Below are 17,641 nucleotides of genomic sequence, written 5' to 3'. Positions count from 1 at the left end.
CTACCTCCTGGCTGCCGGTAGTTTGGCGGCTTTGTTGACATCATACCACCAGGTATCTAACCCGATGGTATATACCGGGCGAATCGCCGGATGGGAGAATTTATCCCACCAGGCGAGCCTGTCTTGCGCCATATACCACATCGGCAGCATGTAATAGTTCCAGGTCAGCACGCGATCCAGCGCCCGTCCCAGCGGCACCAGTTTCGCTTTATCACCCTGCGCTGCGATAATTTGCGCGATCAGTTTATCCACCACCGGGCTTTGTACGCCGGGAGCGTTATAACTGGAGTCAATGTATTCCGACGCCCATGAGATTTGTAGATCGGAGCTGGGCCAGGGCATCGCCCGCCATAGCCTCGGCATCATGTCATAGTCGCGGCTACGCATCCGGTTGGTGAGTTGAGAATTATCAACCTGACGGATAGTCATCGTAATGCCCAGACGCTGAAGATTATGCTGGAAGGGCAGAACCCACTGGCTATTACTGCTGGCAGGAAGGAGAAGTTCAAACGTCAGAGGCTTACCGGTGACGCTATTGACCCGTTGCTGTCCGTTGATCACCCATCCGGCCTGCGTCAACAAGGCGTCAGCTTTAAGAAGATTTTCGCGATCGTAGCCGTCGCCGTTAGAGACCGGCGGCTGATAGATCTGGGTGAAGACTTCAGGAGGAAGATCTTTTTTCATCGGCGCGAGTAATACCAGCTCATCGGCGTCAGGGTAATTTCTGGCGGCGTACTCGGTATTCTGGAAGTAACTGTTGGTTCGGCTCCAGGCATTATAGAACAGCGCTTTATTCATCCACTCAAAATCGAAGGCCAGGGTGACAGCTTCACGTACCCGCCGGTCTTTAAATACCGGGCGCTGAATATTAAAGGCCAGCCAGCGTGTGTCCTGCGCCGACTCGTTTTTCTGCTCTTCTTTAATGATGTAATGATTATCGAAATTTTTACCGATATAGCGCGTTGCCCAGTTTTTAGCGTCGTTTTCCAGCCGTAGATCAAATGCGCCCGCTTTAAACGCCTCGAAAGCGACATTGTCATCAAGGTAGTAATCGTAGCGGATAGTGTCGAGGTTAAAACGTCCACGATTGACCGGCAGATTAGCCGCCCAGTAGTTTTTGACGCGTGAATAGACAATGTACTGGCCCATTTTCCACTGAGTAATCCGGTATGGCCCGCTGGCTAAGGGCGGCGTTGAAAGTGGATCGCTGAGTTTGTGATTTTTCCAGAATTTTTCGGGCATGATCGGTAGTGAAAACAGACTAAGCATGTCTTCTTTACCAGGCTTCGCCAGCTCAATTCGCACGGTTAAAGGCGCAATCGCCTTCACGGTAGTACCTTTATAGACCAGACGGAACTGCGGTACGCCTTCGGTCATGAACTTATGAAAGGTAAAAGCCACATCGCGGGCGGTAATGGGCGTGCCATCGTGAAAACGAGCGCGGGGGTTAATCGAGATTTCCACCCAGGAATAGTCGGCGGCATAGCGGGCATGGTCGGCAATCAGCGGGTAATAGCTTCCGGGCTCATCATCCGAGGTGGTAAAAAGCGTATCGTAAAGGGCTTCGGTACGTACGCCGGGATTGCCGCGCAGCGAATAGCGATTGAAATTATCGAACGTACCAATGGCGGAAAGCGTCATCTGACCGCCTTTCGGCGCAGCAGGATTCACATAATCAAAGTGATCAAAGTTAAAAGCATACTTAGGTTCGCCGAGTACGGCGAAAGCGTAGCTTTCTTTGATTTCCTGGGCCTGGGCGCCAGCGCTAACCAGTGCGACAAGCAGAAGCATTACGCGCGCAATCATCTGAAGGCGGTTTCCTTATCGTATTGCCCGCTGCAAACCGGCAGGCGTTTCGCTGAATAATAAGTGACGTTGCGTCTGATGTGAATCCGTTAAAACCGTAAGGGGGCTACCATTCAGGCACGGAAGGCGCCGACATCCACAGCACGAAATCTTTAAGGGGTAAAGGACGGCTAATCCAGTACCCCTGCAAGTAATTAACACCGTGATCGCGTAGCCAACGGGCCTGCTCCGGCGTTTCAACGCCCTCGGCCACCGTCAGCATATTCAGGCGTCTGGAGAGCGTCAGCACGGTATCCAGAACTGGAGACGTGACGGTTTCCGTGCCGATCGCCTGGATAAAACCGCGATCGATTTTCAGATAATCTAAAGTAAATCGCTCCAGATAAATCAGGGCGCTATGGCCTGTACCGAAATCATCTATAGCGATTTCAAACCCGGCGGAATGCAGCCATTCGAACAGTTTGGCCGCTTCATACTGCTGAAGCATATCGCGTTCAGTGATTTCCAGCACGATATGAAAATGGTGCGCGGGCAGGGCGTCCCTGAGCCGGTGCATATCCTCTTTAAAACTGTCGCTGTGCAGATGTTCCGGTGCGATGTTAATGCCAAATTTGGCACCGACGGGCATCACCTTCTGTAGCGTGGGTGCGTCGCGGGCGATCAGCTCGAACAGATGCTGCGTTAACGGTACGATAAGTTGCTGCGCTTCGGCATAGTGGATAAAGGCATCCGGCGGAATCTCTCCTGCCGTAGGGTGACGCCAGCGCAGTAAGACTTCAAGCCCGGTGACGCTCAGCGTACGAGTATCGACGACGGGCTGATAAACCACATAAAACTGCTCGTGTTTGATCGCCGTTAAAATCTCTTTGCCCGGTCGCGTCCGGAGGGCATAGATAAAGTAACAGATAAACCCTGCTACGATGCCGCTAATGCAGCCCAGCATCAACGCATACCACAAGTCATTGTAGGTCCAGCTATCGGCATAAAGCCGTATTTTAAGCGGCAGGCCGTTGATAGTTGCCTGTCGTGATGGCGTGCCCGGCAGCTCCGCGACGGTCAGTAGACGCGAAGAAAAGGTCGACAGAGCGGTATTGCCGACAATCAGCGCGATGCCGTTAAAATCATCCTGGCGCGTGGTATAGAGTAAGTAGGGCGTCAGGTTAATATTCAGCGATGTGAATACGCCGCTGTCATTTAATAATGGGTTTCGATACCAAATCACCATTGTCGGTTTGTTGGGCATCATTGGCGTGCCGGGCAGAATCGCCATAGCAACGTCTTTGCGGATATCTATATCCGGTACCAGTTGCTGAAGCGGCATATTCATGGCGCCAGTGGCGGAAGAGCAGAACACTTTTTTATCTTTAATCAATAAGAAGGCGCGGACATTAAGGCTAAAAGCGGCTCTTGAGGTGAGTTCTGCGCCAACCTGCTGACAGGTGTTGATCGTCAACGGTTGAAGAATATCGGTGGTGGCTTTCAGGTCGGCGAAATAGCTGGCCAGGTAATGTTGTACATCAGAAAGGAGCGTATTGTATTTAACATCCCGTTTATGCCACGACAGGAAAAATTGCAGGCTACCAATAAGTAATGCTGCCGCTATCCCCGTAATGATACAGGTAAGCAGGATTTTCCGACCGGAAGAGGAGTCGCGTGTTAGCATAATTCCTGGTGTGGCCTGAAAAGGCGGATGCCGGTTAAACTGGTTGATTTATAAGACTATAGCCTGGATTACCCCGGATAGTCATGCTTTTCTGTGATGCGCAGGAAAGCGTATTGTCGCAGTAGCCGTTGGCGGAAACGACCTGAATGCCTGATGGCGCTATGTTTATCAGGCCTACGTTCGTGTGTTGTAGGCTGGATAAGACGCCACACGTCGCCATTCGGCAAAACGGGTTCAGAAGGGATAATAAGCAAAAGCACTGCTGAAGCAGTGCTTTTTATGTCGTCTCATCAGGTAAGCCAAGGGAGGTGCTGCCTGATGAAGATTAACTGCGGCTCAGAACTCGACGCGCTTCATTGTAGCGTTTTTTCCAGTACGGTTCGTTCATACTGGAGATAATGACGCCGCTACTGGTAGACGCATGGACAAACTGGTTATTGCCGATATAAATACCGACATGGCGACCAGTGGAGCCGGCGCGGAACAGAACCAGATCGCCCGTACGCAGGTTATTGCGTGAAACCGCTTTGCCCATTTCCTGCTGTTCATAGGTTGAACGCGGAAGCTCTAAACCAAACTGTTCACGGAAGGTGCGCTGTACAAAGCTGGAACAGTCGACGCCTTTCTTAGTGCTGCCGCCCAGGCGGTAACGCACGCCTTTCCAGTCAGCATACTGATCCATAATCCGCGACTTAACGTCGAGGTTACGCACCATATTTTCAAATTCATCCTGAGAGGCTTGCAGTGAAGAGCTATCGCTATTGCCCACAGCATGCGTCTCAGAATGCATATTCTTTGCGGTATTGGTGGTTGTGCTACAAGCAGAAAGCAGAACCGCAACTGCAATCGCAGGAATCCCGCGCAAAATATATCTCAAAATCGGTTGAGATTTGACCATGTTGTTTGTTTTCCCTTGAAGTCCTTAACGATAAATATCGTTATAAAAATGCCAAACGTGATGAGACTAATTACCTGCACAGCTTGAGACAATTCTTTGTGCACAAATCTGTGGCGGAACGCACAAATTTATTCGCAATGAGAATAATTATCTGGCGAGGCAAAACGAGTTTGAGATTACCCGATTGTTGCTGTCATTGCGAGCGATTTCGCGTGATTTTTTATAAGAATTTATGATACGAAAAGTGAACTATCAGCACGGGTCAAATTAAGCGCAAATCGTTTAAAAATCGGGCAAGCTGTTCATTTTGCAGAGGAATAATATGACCGAAAAATGATGGGCTGGGGGAATATCATCATAAATTACCTTCAACGATGTAAAACTATCGCTGAAGGTAATGTTAATTACATAGGTTATTTGTTTAAAATTTGTTTATTTCCGCCCGGGAGATAATTCTCAAAAAGCGCTATCGCCCGGTCGCTGAGCGGGGTCATCAGCCACCAGGGGAGGCCAATCAAAATAACCGTGAGCGACCCGACCACAATATCGGTGAACCAGTGAGCGCCAATCATAACGCGCGGAAACGCGAAAACCACAAATATAATAAGGGCGATAATCCCCGCAGTTTTGCCGAAATAACGCAGCATAAAGGCGGAAAATATCAGCAGCATCATACCGTGATCGCCTGGGAAACTGTCTTTTGACGCGTCTTTTGTCGGGATGTGCAGCAACTCGCTGACGCGATAAATATGCTCAAAAGAGAGCGTTGGGCTGGCGCGCTTGACGGGGATCAGCGCCTGACCGAGTTGGTTAAGCACCACCGCTGTTAGCAGCATGACCAATCCGATTATCACAATGCGCCGCCGGCCCGATGCGTTTTCTTTTAGCCAGAAACTGAGCATCAGTCCGCCCATCGCCAGCAGCGAACAGCCGTCAAACGCCCGATTATTGGTAATAGCGACCCACCAGAGGAACGCGTGGCTTTCCACCAGTTTCTGGTTAAAGAAGTGGAATATGCCGGAATCAATGGTGAACCAGAAGCCGTGATTGACGGGAAGATACCATGACAAAAACAGCGCCAGACCGGCGGCATTAAGCAGAATTATCAAGGAATAGCGGGTTTTCATCGTCATTTCGCCATAGTTTTTAAACGGTGGCAACCTTACGCGTGCGTCGCTAAACGAAGCTTCAACAAGGCCGTCTGTAACGTATTCCAGTCGGTTTCTGTGTTTGAGATAAGTTCAACCCGGCTGTCCGGCGGCGCGACACTCTGTGTTTCGATGTGCAGGTCATCGCCCTGGCGATTGATGCGTACCAGCCCCTCTTGTATGCGCATAACGCCTTTCACCCGGCCCACCGGCGCCAGACGCGCCCATTCGAGGAGGCCAATGGTGTCAAACACGGTATCGGCATCGAAAATCCAGCCGCAGGCCTGATGACCTTGTCCGCTATTGAGGCTGCGTCGCCAGCGCTGCTGGGCGGGCAGATTTAGCGCGGCGAGTCCTTTTTTACTGGCATGAGTGTGAGAATGCGCGGCGCTGGCCGGCAGTTCCGCCAGATTTTGTCGTGGTAAATCAAGAAGCTTACCGTCTATCTGTCCATGTTCGGCATGAATCAGTTGACGATCGCCGCCGTACTGTCGCCACCACTGTTGCAGGGCGGCATCGCTCTGCGCCGTGGCGCGATCGGTCTTATTGGCGATGATAATATCGGCTGAGGCGAGCTGATCGCGGAAATTTTCATTGGCGACGCTCTGTTGGTCCAGTAGCAGGCGAGGGTCAAGGATGCAGAGCGTAGCGCGTAAATCAATCCACGGCTCATAAACCGGCGCAGTTAATAAATCCAGAATCTGTTTTGGGTGCCCCAGTCCGGTTGGTTCAATCAGCAACCGGTCAGGTTTGCCCTGGCGCAGCAGCGTATTGAGCCCTACCTGCATAGGCAATCCGTTGACGCAGCACATGCAGCCGCCGGGGATCTCTTTTAGCAGTGCGCCGCTGTCGGCAAGCAGCGCGCCGTCAATACCCACTTCGCCAAATTCATTGACCAGGACGGCCCATTTTTCAGCCGGATCTTTATGAGCTAATAAATGAAGGATAGAGGTGGTTTTTCCGCTACCGAGAAATCCAGTAATAAGATTGGTTTTGGTCACGTCAGCTCCAGAATATTGATACAACATAACAACTTTAATAATCCTGGCGAATAAACGTGAAAAAGAGAAGGGCTGAGTTGACGAAGTCGTGCTTCTGCCATCTTAAGAGCAGAAAATGTTAAATTTTTAACGTTTCTCTTTCCTGGTGCAGAACAGTCAATAAAGAAAAGGGTCAGACTGCGCCCTGGGGCGCAGCCGAAAAATGCGAAACTTAATCCGCGCGCCCCATATAACGGCGCTCTTCGATATGAATGCGGATTTTCTCACCTGCGCTCAGGTATTCGGGAACCTGAATCACCAGACCGGTGCTTAATGTCGCGGGTTTGTTACGTGCGCTGGCGGACGCTCCTTTAATACCCGGCGCGGTTTCGACGATTTCCAGATCCACGGTCTGCGGAAGCTCTAGCGCCAGCAGTTGGCCGTCCCAGGTCAGAACCTGCATATCCGGCATTCCGCCTTCAGGCATAAACAGCAACTCTTCTTCAATCTGATCTTTGGTGAAGGTATACGGCGTATAGTCTTCTTTATCCATGAACACATATTCGTTGCCATCGACATAAGAAAAGTCAACGCCGCGACGGCTCAGGGTGACGGTATCAACGATATCGTCGCCTTTGAAACGTTCTTCCACTTTCAGACCGGTGCGGACATCGGAAAAACGCATTTTATACAGTGTGGCGGCGCCACGGGCGGTAGGCGACTGAATGTCGATATCTTTCACAATCAGCAATTTGCCGTTGTAGTTCAGTACCATACCTTTTTTGATTTCGTTCGCTCTTGGCATCGAGGAGATCCTGTTGTAGAGATTATCTAAAATATCGCGTAAAACTACTCGCGCCGGGCCGTCCAGGCAAGTGGAATTGTCACTTTTGCTGGTGCAAAAAAGGTGATACTGTTCGCCCGCTTTCCGCTCCGCGTTCAACGAGAATAGGCGATGGCATGTCGCCTGGAGGGGGGAAGTGTGCTGTGTTGTCCCTTCTGTTTCCAGCCTTGTCTTCGGAATGTCTGAGGACAGGCCTGATCATGATGACGTCCACATTTTAAATCTGGATTTTTCTTTGGACAAATTCTGTTATCTTTCATTTGGTTATAAATAGAGGGCTGAGCATGGACTGTCGTAGCGGTTGTGGCGCTTGCTGTATTGCGCCTTCAATTTCGTCGCCGATACCCGGAATGCCGAATGGCAAGCCGATGAATACCAGATGCGTGCAGCTTTCGGAAGATAACTTGTGCCTTATCTTTGGCTCGCCTTTACGCCCAAAAGTGTGCTCTGGTTTGCAACCGGCAGGGGACATGTGTTTAACGACCCGGGAAGAGGCCATTATTTATTTGCTGGAACTCGAACAGAAAACCTTACCATGAGCTAAGCCGTTTTTGATAAACGTGCAGGGGCTTACGTTATATCCCGAAATAGTCTGCAAAAGCTGCGCCTCAAATTACCTCCTTTTACCATTAAATAGCGTAATACATGATTCCCTTATTTCGTGGCTTCTGAAGCGGTAGATGCCGCCGCTCAACCCCGTTGGTGCCTGAACGTGTACCGAATAAACCGTCACATAAAACAAAAACGATCAATTTTATTTATATGATAGTTTTTATCTATTAAAAAGAGGAATTTTGATCGATTTTAATTATTTATAACGATCGATATCATGAATTTGATAGTTTATATCTATCATTGATGTATTTACCGATCGATATAACCAGTGTGAATGTGTTGTTATTTTCCTTTAAAATACTCGAATTCTTATGTGTGGGTTTTATCTTATGAAGAAATATACGTTCGCAGCCAGGGCGTTTATTTTTACGCTGGTGTTGCTTTTTGTTATTTCAGTATTCGGGTTGACTATTAGCGTTTTAAAAGGGATGTGAAATGCGGGGAGAAAATAGTGAAATTGATTTAGTCGACGTTTCCTTATTCCTTATAAGAAAATGGCTAAGTATCATGATCGCTACCTTTATTTTTGTTGCCATTGGCTATGTTTTTGTGAGCGTGCAGCATGATACAAAGGTTGTGAGTATGACAATCAAACCTAATCTGGATACGCCTGCTACCTATGCGTTATGTGGCTATACTAATGATATTCAATGTAAAACAACGGTTATCCTTAACCAGTTTAGCCGTTTCTTGCCTGCGAACTATAAAAATAAAATAAGTTTTGACGCGAAAAAACAGCTTGTTCTTTTTAAGGCGCAGGGGAGGGAAGAAAGCGTCAATAATATTATTTCCACCCTGAAAAATAGTGTCGATAAAATGGCGGCATGGTATATCGATGATGGTGACATTAAACGTTATAGCGTGCATAAAAATATGTTACAAACGGAAACATATACAAAGCTATCCTTGTTGTCGGAGGCGGTTAAAAATAATGCTAACATTGAAGTGATAGATGTTGCTGTTACACCAAAATATAAGATGCGGCTGGTGTTGGTCCTTTGCGGGCTGATGGGCGTAATTTTCTCAATAACCGGTCTCTTATGTAAGAGGGCGCTAACAGAATATCGTATTGAGAAAAAGACAATGAATGACCGCGCATGAACATCGCGCAGAAATAAATTCTGCGCTGAAATGTGTCGAAGAGTAAAAGTATCAGGCTTGCAAGTTAAACATCTTTAATACGCGCCAGGCAGAACATGGTGGCGACAATCATGACTAACGCAAACCAGAAGACCGCATGGTAATTCCAGATTTCTGCGGCGATTCCCGCCAGCGAACCGGCAATGATCCAGCCGACGCGAATGGTATTGGTATACAGCGTGGTGGCTGAACCCGCCTGGCCTGGCATGAGATCCTGAAAATAGAGCATGCCAATCCCGCCAAGAATGCCGATGTAAATCGCGTTCAGCAACTGCAAGCCGAGCAACGTCGCCGGCGCGTGCGCCAGCAACATACCCGCATAAAAGCACAGTCCGGCGACAACGGCGATGCACATTAACAGGCGTTTTCCCAGCCGTTTGGCGAAGTAACCTGCAATCAGCATTGTGGGAATCTCCAGCCCGGCGGCGGTGCCCATCATCACGCCTGCAAGTTTTTCCGGAAGATGCAGCTCATTGATGATAAACAGCGGCATATTAATGATATACAGGCTGTTAGTTCCCCACATTAACGTACAGATGACAAACAGCAACAGCGTATCGCGGCGATTACGACGCGGTGCTTCCAGCGTGCCGGTCGCCAGCGGCGCATCTTTGCGCATTGACGGTAAAAAGAACCACACCATGACGCCGCAGACGATAAAAGCTACCGCCGCGCTCAAATACATCACCGTAAAGCTAAAACCCATCGCCAGCGCATAGGCCAGCGGCGGCCCAATGACCCAGGCCAACGAGACCTGGGCGCGGAGGATTGAGCTGAACATCACCGCTTCACGACCTGTACGATCGGCATGTTCTCGGGCCAGCGCAAACATCTGCGGGTTGGCGGTAGAGCCGAAGCTACTGAGAAAGACGCCGATGAACAGCAAAATAAAGTAGTTGCGGTTCCAGGCAAACAACACGCAGGCCAACATGCCCAGCACGCAACAGAAAACGATCAGTTTTTTGCGATCGCCTTTTTTATCTGAGCGACCCGCCAGAAACTGGCTCACGATAATGCCGATAACCGCGCTGCCGGTAAAAAAGAATCCCACCATGCCGGGGCGGGCGTGAACCTCATCCGTCAGAAAAATACTGAGCGTCGGCGTCTGTAACGCACCGGCAATACCGGTGAGAAAAGCGACGATCAAAAAGGCGGTAGACGTCAGGTCAAACGATTTAGGCGCAGCGGCGGCGGGACTGTTGTGCATGTTTCTATATCAGTGGTGTGAAGAGAGGCGGAGTTTACGCTGCCCGTCAGAAAATAAACAGGCGTCTGAATCAAAATCGACACGAAAAATCAAAATAGCATTCCAGTTTGTTACCAGGGCGTGCTGACGCAAGCTGAAAGAAAAAAGCTGAAGCCTTTTATGCGTCAGCTATTGAGGGTTTGTTGGAGAAAAAATGTGCTTCACCTCAAAAAATTGCTACAAAACCGGTAACTTTTCTTGCGTGCTGAAGCAGAAAGATCCAGACTTCTTGAAACGTTTCAGCGCGATCTGGTTTTTTTGATAACTCAGATTGGCGCTTTTTTTCTCATAGTAGCTGAATCGTTTCAATTCAGCAGGAGAGGAGACACATGTTCCAGTTATCGGTTCAGGACATTCATCCGGGCGAGCAGGCCGGAAATAAAGAAGAGGCCATTCGGCAAATCGCCGCCGCGTTAGCGCAGGCGGGGAATGTGGCGGGCGGCTATGTTGACGGTATGCTGGCGCGCGAACAGCAAACCTCGACCTTTCTTGGCAATGGTATTGCGATTCCCCATGGCACAACAGACACGCGCGATCAGGTGCTGAAAACCGGCGTCCAGGTCTTTCAATTTCCGCAGGGCGTTACCTGGGGAGAAGGCCAGGTCGCCTACGTGGCGATTGGTATTGCCGCCAGTTCGGACGAACACCTCGGCCTGCTGCGTCAGCTGACGCATGTGCTGAGCGATGACTCCGTGGCTGAACAGCTGAAATCCGCGACAACGGCGGAAGAGCTGCGCGCATTGCTGATGGGCGAGAAGCAAAGTGAACAATTAAAACTTGATAACGAGACGATGACGCTGGATGTCATCGCCAGCTCGCTGGTCACATTGCAGGCGCTAAATGCGGCGCGTCTGAAAGAGGCGGGAGCGGTTGATGCGGCGTTTGTCGCAAAAACGATTAACGATAGTCCGATGAATCTGGGACAAGGCATCTGGCTGAACGACAGCGCGGAAGGCAATTTGCGCAGCGCTGTTGCGGTAAGCCGTGCGACCCAGGCGTTTGACGTAGAGGGTGAAAAAGCAGCCTTATTAGTCACTGTCGCGATGAACGATGAGCAGCCGATTGCCGTGCTAAAACGCCTCGGCGACCTGTTGCTGAACAATAAAGCCGATCGTCTGCTGAGCGCTGACGCCGCGACGCTGCTGGCGTTGCTGACCAGTGATGATGCGCTGACGGATGACGTACTGAGCGCGGAATTTGTAGTGCGTAATGAGCATGGTCTCCATGCCCGTCCGGGCACCATGCTGGTGAATACGATTAAACAATTTAACAGTGAAATTACCGTGACAAACCTTGATGGAACCGGCAAACCGGCAAACGGACGTAGTCTGATGAAAGTGGTGGCGTTAGGCGTGAAGAAAGGCCATCGTCTGCGCTTTACCGCGCAGGGTGAAGATGCTGAACAGGCGCTGAAAGCGATTGGCGATGCGATCGCCGCCGGTCTCGGGGAGGGCGCATAATGAGCAGGCGTGTCGCCACCATTACCCTTAATCCGGCTTACGATCTGGTTGGGTTTTGCCCTGAAATCGAACGCGGCGAAGTGAACCTGGTGAAAACCACGGGTCTGCACGCGGCGGGCAAAGGCATTAACGTTGCCAAAGTGCTGAAAGACTTAGGCATCGACGTCACCGTCGGCGGTTTTCTCGGTAAAGATAACCAGGACGGTTTTCAGCAATTATTCAGCGAACTGGGCATCGCTAACCGCTTTCAGGTGGTTCAGGGCCGGACCCGCATCAACGTGAAGCTGACGGAAAAAGATGGCGAAGTGACCGACTTCAACTTTTCCGGCTTTGACGTGACCCCCGCAGACTGGGAACGCTTTGTTAACGACTCCCTGAGCTGGCTGGGCCAGTTCGATATGGTCTGCGTCAGCGGTAGCTTACCGGCTGGCGTGAGTCCGGAAGCGTTCACCGACTGGATGACGCGTCTGCGCAGCCAGTGTCCATGCATTATCTTTGATAGTAGCCGTGAAGCGTTAGTCGCCGGTCTTAAAGCTGCGCCGTGGCTGGTGAAACCGAATCGCCGCGAACTGGAAATTTGGGCGGGTCGTAAGCTCCCGGAAATGAAAGATGTAATTGATGCGGCGCACGCGTTACGCGAACAGGGTATCGCTCATGTGGTGATTTCGCTGGGGGCGGAAGGCGCGCTGTGGGTTAACGCCTCAGGAGAATGGATCGCTAAACCACCGGCAGTTGACGTGGTAAGTACCGTCGGCGCAGGCGATTCCATGGTTGGCGGATTGATTTACGGCCTGCTGATGCGCGAGTCCAGCGAACATACGCTGCGTCTGGCGACGGCGGTTGCCGCGCTGGCGGTCAGCCAGAGCAATGTGGGTATTACCGATCGTCCTCAGTTGGCCGCAATGATGGCGCGTGTCGACTTACAACCGTTTAACTGACAGCAGGAGAGGCATAATGAAAACGCTGCTGATAATTGACGCTAATCTCGGCCAGGCTCGCGCTTACATGGCGAAAACCCTGCTTGGAGCGGCGGCGCATAAAGCAAATCTGGAAATTATCGACAATCCGAATGATGCTGAGCTGGCGATCGTGCTGGGCGAATCTCTGCCGAACGACAATGCTCTGAACGGCAAAAAGGTTTGGCTGGGGGATATTGGTCGCGCCGTCGCGCATCCGGAACTGTTTCTGAGTGAAGCCAAAAGCCATGCGACCCTTTACAGCGCCCCTGCTGCGGCTGCTCCTGCGGCGAGCGGCGGTCCGAAACGCGTGGTCGCGGTAACGGCCTGCCCGACCGGCGTCGCCCATACTTTTATGGCGGCTGAAGCCATTGAAACAGAAGCGAAAAAACGCGGCTGGTGGGTAAAAGTCGAAACGCGCGGCTCCGTGGGGGCCGGCAATGCCATCACCCCGGAAGAGGTGGCGGAAGCGGATTTAGTGATTGTGGCGGCGGATATCGAAGTGGATCTGGCGAAGTTTGCCGGTCTCCCGATGTACCGCACGTCGACCGGCCTGGCGCTGAAAAAGACGGCGCAGGAGCTGGATAAAGCCGTAGCGGAAGCGACGCCGTATCAACCGGCGGGTAAGGCATCGCAAGCGGCGACCGAAGGGAAGAAAGAGAGCGCTGGCGCATACCGGCATCTGTTGACGGGCGTTTCTTACATGCTGCCTATGGTGGTTGCCGGGGGGCTGTGTATCGCGCTTTCCTTCGCCTTTGGTATTGAAGCCTTTAAGGTGCCGGACACGCTGGCGGCGGCGCTGATGCAGATTGGCGGCGGTTCGGCGTTTGCGCTGATGGTGCCGGTACTGGCGGGTTATATCGCTTTCTCCATCGCGGATCGCCCAGGCCTTACGCCAGGTCTGATTGGCGGTATGCTGGCGGTTAGCACCGGTTCCGGTTTTATCGGCGGGATCATTGCCGGCTTCCTTGCCGGGTATATGGCGAAGCTTATCAGTACCAAACTGAAACTTCCGCAAAGTATGGAAGCGCTGAAGCCAATCCTGATCATCCCGTTAATTTCCAGTCTGGTGGTGGGGCTGGCAATGATTTACCTGATCGGTAAACCGGTTGCCGGGATTCTGGAAGGGCTCACCCACTGGCTGCAAACCATGGGAACCGCAAACGCAGTGCTGTTGGGCGCGATTCTCGGCGGGATGATGTGTACCGACATGGGCGGCCCAGTGAACAAAGCGGCGTATGCGTTTGGCGTTGGTCTGCTGAGTACGCAAACTTACGCGCCGATGGCGGCGATCATGGCCGCAGGTATGGTACCGCCGTTAGCGCTGGGTCTGGCGACGATGGTGGCGCGCCGTAAGTTCGACAAAGCGCAGCAGGAAGGCGGTAAAGCGGCGTTGGTGCTGGGGCTGTGCTTTATCACTGAAGGCGCTATTCCGTTTGCGGCACGCGACCCGATGCGTGTACTGCCGTGCTGTATCGTTGGCGGCGCGTTGACCGGGGCCATTTCTATGGCGGTAGGCGCAAAATTGATGGCGCCGCATGGCGGTCTGTTTGTTCTGCTTATCCCAGGCGCAATTACGCCAGTATTGGGATACCTGCTGGCAATTGTGGCCGGTACGCTGGTGGCAGGGCTGGCTTATGCCGTCCTGAAACGTCCGGAGACGGAAGTCACGGCAAAAGCGGCATAAGAGAAACACGCTAAAAAAGGCAGAGCGCGCTCTGCCTTTTTTATTGCCTGAAGAACATTGAGCGTCAGGCCATCGCTTCGGCAATTTGCTGGGCTTTTAACCACGCAATCTCTTCCGCCCAGATATCAGGATTGATGGTCTCCAGTATCAGCGGAATACCGTCAAAACGCCCATCCTGCATAATCCAACGAAACGCATCGTGGCCGATATTGCCTTCACCCAGACTGTGATGGCGGTCAACGCGGCTACCGAAGGCGCTTTTGGCGTCGTTCAGGTGCATTCCGCGCAAATACTGAAATCCGACAATTTTCCCGAATTCGGCGAATGTTTTTTCGCACGCCTCTGGCGTACGCAGATCGTATCCGGCGGCAAAGGCATGGCAGGTATCGATACAGACGCCAACGCGCGACTTATCTTCCACGCCGTCGATGATGGCGGCTAACTGTTCAAACTCAAACCCCAGATTACTGCCCTGACCGGCTGTATTTTCGATAACCGCCGTAACGCCCTCGGTCTGCGCGAGGGCAATATTGATGGATTCCGCGATCCGCGCCAGGCAATCCTCCTGTGCAATCTGCATCAGATGGCTACCGGGATGAAAATTAAGCAAGGTTAAGCCGAGTTGTTCACAGCGCTGCATTTCATCGAGAAAGGCATCGCGTGATTTTTCCAGCGCTTCACTGACCGGATGGCCCAGATTAATCAGGTAACTATCGTGGGGAAGGATTTGCGCCGCCGAAAAATGATACTTTTCACAGGCGATTTTAAAGTCATCAATGACCTGGGGAGTAAGGGGGGCGGCACGCCACTGACGCTGGTTTTTTGTGAAAAGCGCAAAGGCCGTTGCGCCAATTTCAGCCGCGCGGGCAGGGGCGTTAGCCAGACCGCCTGCAGCGCTGACGTGCGCTCCGATGTATTTCATAAAAGACTCCTGTTAAACCCGCTAACGGTTCATTACGAACGCTATGATAACGGGTTAACAGGCGTGAAACGTAATAATTTATGCGATAAGGCTATGGATTAGGACGTTAATGGCGCCACCGCCAATAATCAGCCAGGCGAATAATGCCAGCGCCATCAGCAGCGGTTTCGCCCCCGCTTTTTTCAATGCGCTAACGTGAGTGGTCAGACCCAACGCCGCCATTGCCATCGCCAGCAGCACTGTGTCCAGCGTCACCAGCATATCCACCACGGCTTTCGGCAGCAGGTGGAAAGAGTTGAAGATCGCCACTACGATGAAGAAAATAGCAAACCACGGAATGGTAATTTTGCTTTTTTCCGCGCCGGTCGCCGGTGAAAGCTGTTTAACGCGCGCCGCCAGAATGATCAGGAACGGCGCCAGCATCATGACACGCAGCATCTTAGCGATAACTGCCGCATTTTCCGCATCCGGGCTAACGGCATGACCCGCTGCGACCACTTGCGCGACTTCATGCATGGTTGAGCCGATATAGATGCCGTAAGTTTCCGGGCTGAACCAGTGCGCCAGCAGCGGATACATTGCCGGGTAAAGGAAAATAGCGATGGTGCCGAAAATAACGACAGTCGCGACGGCTACAGTAACCTTACTGGCTTCCGCTTTTACCACCGGTTCTGTCGCCAGTACCGCCGCCGCGCCGCAGATACTGCTACCGGCGCCAATCAGCCAGCTGGTGTGCCTGTCCAGACCAAAGACTTTTTGGCCTAAGAAGCAGGCCAGCATGAACGTGCTGGAAAGCGTTAATACGTCAATCACAATGCCGCTAATGCCCACGTCGGCGATTTGTGAAAAGGTAAGGCGGAAGCCGTAAAGGATAATCCCTAAACGCAGCAGATGTTGTTTTGCAAACAGCACGCCGCCGTCGCATTGTTTCCATATTTGTGGATAGACGGTATTCCCGATAACCATACCCAGCAGGATAGCCAGGGTCAGGGCGCTGAACCCCGCGCCTGCAACGGCAGGGATAGCGCCGCCCCACAGGGCGACTCCTGTAATGACGGCGCTCAGAGCGAGCCCCGGTATAAAATGCCACATTGTACGACGATGATTCTGCAAGGTGAGTTCTGTCATAACCTTCTCCTGTATATGGACAATAAGGTTACGGTGATCTGGTTTAAAAATAAAATTGATTATATATTTATAATTAATCTTTATAAGTGGTAAGTGAAACGCTATCGGTGGGATACGACTATGCATATTACGCTACGACAACTTGAAGTGTTTGCTGAAGTACTGAAAAGCGGTTCAACAACCCAGGCGTCGGTCATGCTGTCATTATCGCAGTCCGCCGTTAGCGCCGCGCTCACCGATCTGGAAGGTCAGCTCGGCGTACAGTTGTTTGATCGGGTGGGGAAACGGCTGGTGGTCAACGAACATGGTCGCTTGTTATACCCGCGCGCGCTGGCATTGCTGGAGCAAGCGGTAGAAATTGAGCAGCTATTTCGTGAAGATAACGGCGCGATACGGGTTTATGCCAGTAGCACCATCGGCAATTACATTTTACCCGCCATGATTGCCCGCTATCGCCAGCATTATCCGGCCTTGCCGCTGGAACTCAGCGTGGGAAACAGCCAGGACGTGATTAACGCGGTGCTGGATTTTCGGGTTGATATCGGCCTGATTGAAGGGCCGTGTCACAGTACAGAGATTATCTCTGAGCCGTGGCTGGAAGATGAGCTGGTGGTCTTTGCCGCGCCGTCCTCGCCGCTGACGCAGGGGCCGGTGACGCTGGAACAGCTTGCGGCATCCCCATGGATTTTACGCGAGCGCGGTTCCGGTACGCGGGAAATTGTCGATTATTTGCTGTTGTCGCATTTGCCGCGCTTTCATATGGCGATGGAGTTGGGGAATTCAGAAGCGATCAAACATGCGGTGCGTCATGGACTGGGGATAAGTTGTTTATCGCGCCGGGTGATTGCTGAACAACTCCAGGCGGGAACCCTGGGCGAAGTCGCGGTGCCGTTACCGCGCCTGGTGCGCACGTTGTGGCGTGTTCATCATCGGCAGAAACATCTTTCTAACGCGTTGCAGCGTTTTTTGAGTTACTGTGAATAAAGGTGAAGAGGAGGGCTGCCCGGGCGGCATCGCCATTTTTAGTATCCGCTTACGTATACGTTATTCTCTGCTTTACTTATAATCCGTGGCCGGTCATGAAGGTCTCTTATAACCGCGCATTTGTGTCGGAAGGATAGTATTTCGTCTGTTACAATCGCGCCTCA

16 protein-coding genes are annotated in these 17,641 nt (G+C 51.8%); 7 read left to right on the top strand and 9 right to left on the bottom strand.

Going from position 1 to position 17,641, the window contains the following annotated elements:
- The 6 genes from J4650_RS05885 to yeiP all read right to left on the bottom strand — a co-directional run bounded on the left by J4650_RS05885 (position 1) and on the right by yeiP (position 7,300).
- Complete coding sequence (locus J4650_RS05885; RefSeq protein ID WP_000561742.1) at positions 1 to 1,806, bottom strand: extracellular solute-binding protein; 1,806 nt, start codon at positions 1,804 to 1,806, stop codon at positions 1 to 3.
- Positions 1,807 to 1,912: 106 nt separating this feature from the next.
- Positions 1,913 to 3,469, bottom strand: coding sequence for a cyclic di-GMP phosphodiesterase (locus tag J4650_RS05880; protein ID WP_000957755.1), 1,557 nt, complete (start codon positions 3,467 to 3,469; stop codon positions 1,913 to 1,915).
- Between the two features lie 325 nt (positions 3,470 to 3,794).
- On the bottom strand, positions 3,795 to 4,367 hold the full coding sequence (gene mepS / locus J4650_RS05875; protein WP_000241015.1) for a bifunctional murein DD-endopeptidase/murein LD-carboxypeptidase: 573 nt from the start codon (positions 4,365 to 4,367) through the stop codon (positions 3,795 to 3,797).
- A 413-nt stretch (positions 4,368 to 4,780) separates the two neighbouring features.
- A complete protein-coding gene (locus J4650_RS05870) occupies positions 4,781 to 5,500 on the bottom strand; it encodes a phosphatase PAP2 family protein (protein WP_000178095.1) in 720 nt (239 codons plus the stop codon).
- Between the two features lie 29 nt (positions 5,501 to 5,529).
- Positions 5,530 to 6,516 carry a GTP-binding protein gene (locus J4650_RS05865; protein ID WP_000169350.1) on the bottom strand — a complete coding sequence of 329 codons (987 nt, stop codon included), beginning with the start codon at positions 6,514 to 6,516 and terminating at the stop codon, positions 5,530 to 5,532.
- Between the two features lie 211 nt (positions 6,517 to 6,727).
- Positions 6,728 to 7,300 carry an elongation factor P-like protein YeiP gene (gene yeiP, locus J4650_RS05860; protein ID WP_001136822.1) on the bottom strand — a complete coding sequence of 191 codons (573 nt, stop codon included), beginning with the start codon at positions 7,298 to 7,300 and terminating at the stop codon, positions 6,728 to 6,730.
- A gap of 323 nt (positions 7,301 to 7,623) precedes the next feature.
- On the opposite strand from yeiP, the gene J4650_RS05855 reads away from it, so the two are divergent.
- The 3 genes from J4650_RS05855 (at position 7,624) to J4650_RS05845 (ending at position 9,055) form a co-directional block, all read left to right on the top strand.
- Entirely contained in the window at positions 7,624 to 7,878 is a 255-nt protein-coding gene (locus J4650_RS05855) for a zinc/iron-chelating domain-containing protein (RefSeq protein ID WP_023209193.1), read from the top strand.
- 387 nt (positions 7,879 to 8,265) lie between these two features.
- The gene (locus J4650_RS05850) at positions 8,266 to 8,388 is read left to right on the top strand and encodes a membrane protein (RefSeq protein ID WP_001519564.1); all 123 of its coding nucleotides are present in this window, start codon (positions 8,266 to 8,268) and stop codon (positions 8,386 to 8,388) included.
- Between the two features lies 1 nt (position 8,389).
- Positions 8,390 to 9,055, top strand: a complete 666-nt coding sequence (locus J4650_RS05845) for a GNVR domain-containing protein (protein ID WP_023993395.1) — start codon at positions 8,390 to 8,392, stop codon at positions 9,053 to 9,055.
- 64 nt (positions 9,056 to 9,119) lie between these two features.
- Here the strand turns inward: J4650_RS05845 and setB are convergent, their stop codons facing one another.
- Entirely contained in the window at positions 9,120 to 10,301 is a 1,182-nt protein-coding gene (setB, locus tag J4650_RS05840; protein WP_000551934.1) for a sugar efflux transporter SetB, read from the bottom strand.
- Positions 10,302 to 10,669: 368 nt separating this feature from the next.
- On the opposite strand from setB, the gene fruB reads away from it, so the two are divergent.
- The 3 genes from fruB to fruA are packed head-to-tail and all read left to right on the top strand — an operon-like array spanning position 10,670 to position 14,443.
- Positions 10,670 to 11,800: a fused PTS fructose transporter subunit IIA/HPr protein gene (gene fruB / locus J4650_RS05835; RefSeq protein WP_000487287.1), complete on the top strand. Its 1,131-nt coding sequence runs from the start codon at positions 10,670 to 10,672 to the stop codon at positions 11,798 to 11,800.
- Positions 11,800 to 12,738, top strand: a complete 939-nt coding sequence (fruK, locus tag J4650_RS05830) for a 1-phosphofructokinase (protein ID WP_000091249.1) — start codon at positions 11,800 to 11,802, stop codon at positions 12,736 to 12,738. Before fruB ends, fruK begins: the two co-directional genes overlap by 1 nt.
- A 16-nt stretch (positions 12,739 to 12,754) precedes the next feature.
- Complete coding sequence (fruA, locus tag J4650_RS05825) at positions 12,755 to 14,443, top strand: PTS fructose transporter subunit IIBC (protein ID WP_000854396.1); 1,689 nt, start codon at positions 12,755 to 12,757, stop codon at positions 14,441 to 14,443.
- Positions 14,444 to 14,507: 64 nt separating this feature from the next.
- On the opposite strand, the gene nfo is transcribed toward fruA, so the two are convergent.
- Positions 14,508 to 15,365, bottom strand: coding sequence for a deoxyribonuclease IV (nfo, locus tag J4650_RS05820; RefSeq protein ID WP_000873909.1), 858 nt, complete (start codon positions 15,363 to 15,365; stop codon positions 14,508 to 14,510).
- Positions 15,366 to 15,443: 78 nt separating this feature from the next.
- Positions 15,444 to 16,493 (bottom strand): YeiH family protein, encoded by a 1,050-nt coding sequence (locus J4650_RS05815; protein ID WP_000137966.1) that lies wholly within the window; start codon positions 16,491 to 16,493, stop codon positions 15,444 to 15,446.
- Between the two features lie 120 nt (positions 16,494 to 16,613).
- Between J4650_RS05815 and yieE the strand changes: the two genes are divergently transcribed.
- Positions 16,614 to 17,477: a DNA-binding transcriptional regulator YeiE gene (gene yieE / locus J4650_RS05810; RefSeq protein ID WP_000548316.1), complete on the top strand. Its 864-nt coding sequence runs from the start codon at positions 16,614 to 16,616 to the stop codon at positions 17,475 to 17,477.
- Positions 17,478 to 17,641: the final 164 nt, after the last annotated feature.

This window comes from Salmonella sp. 32120201201600049SM (assembly GCF_017572835.1).
Classification (GTDB): domain Bacteria; phylum Pseudomonadota; class Gammaproteobacteria; order Enterobacterales; family Enterobacteriaceae; genus Salmonella; species Salmonella enterica.
The sequence above is the reverse complement of the archived record's forward strand: the minus strand, read 5'-3'. Positions and strand labels throughout refer to the sequence as shown.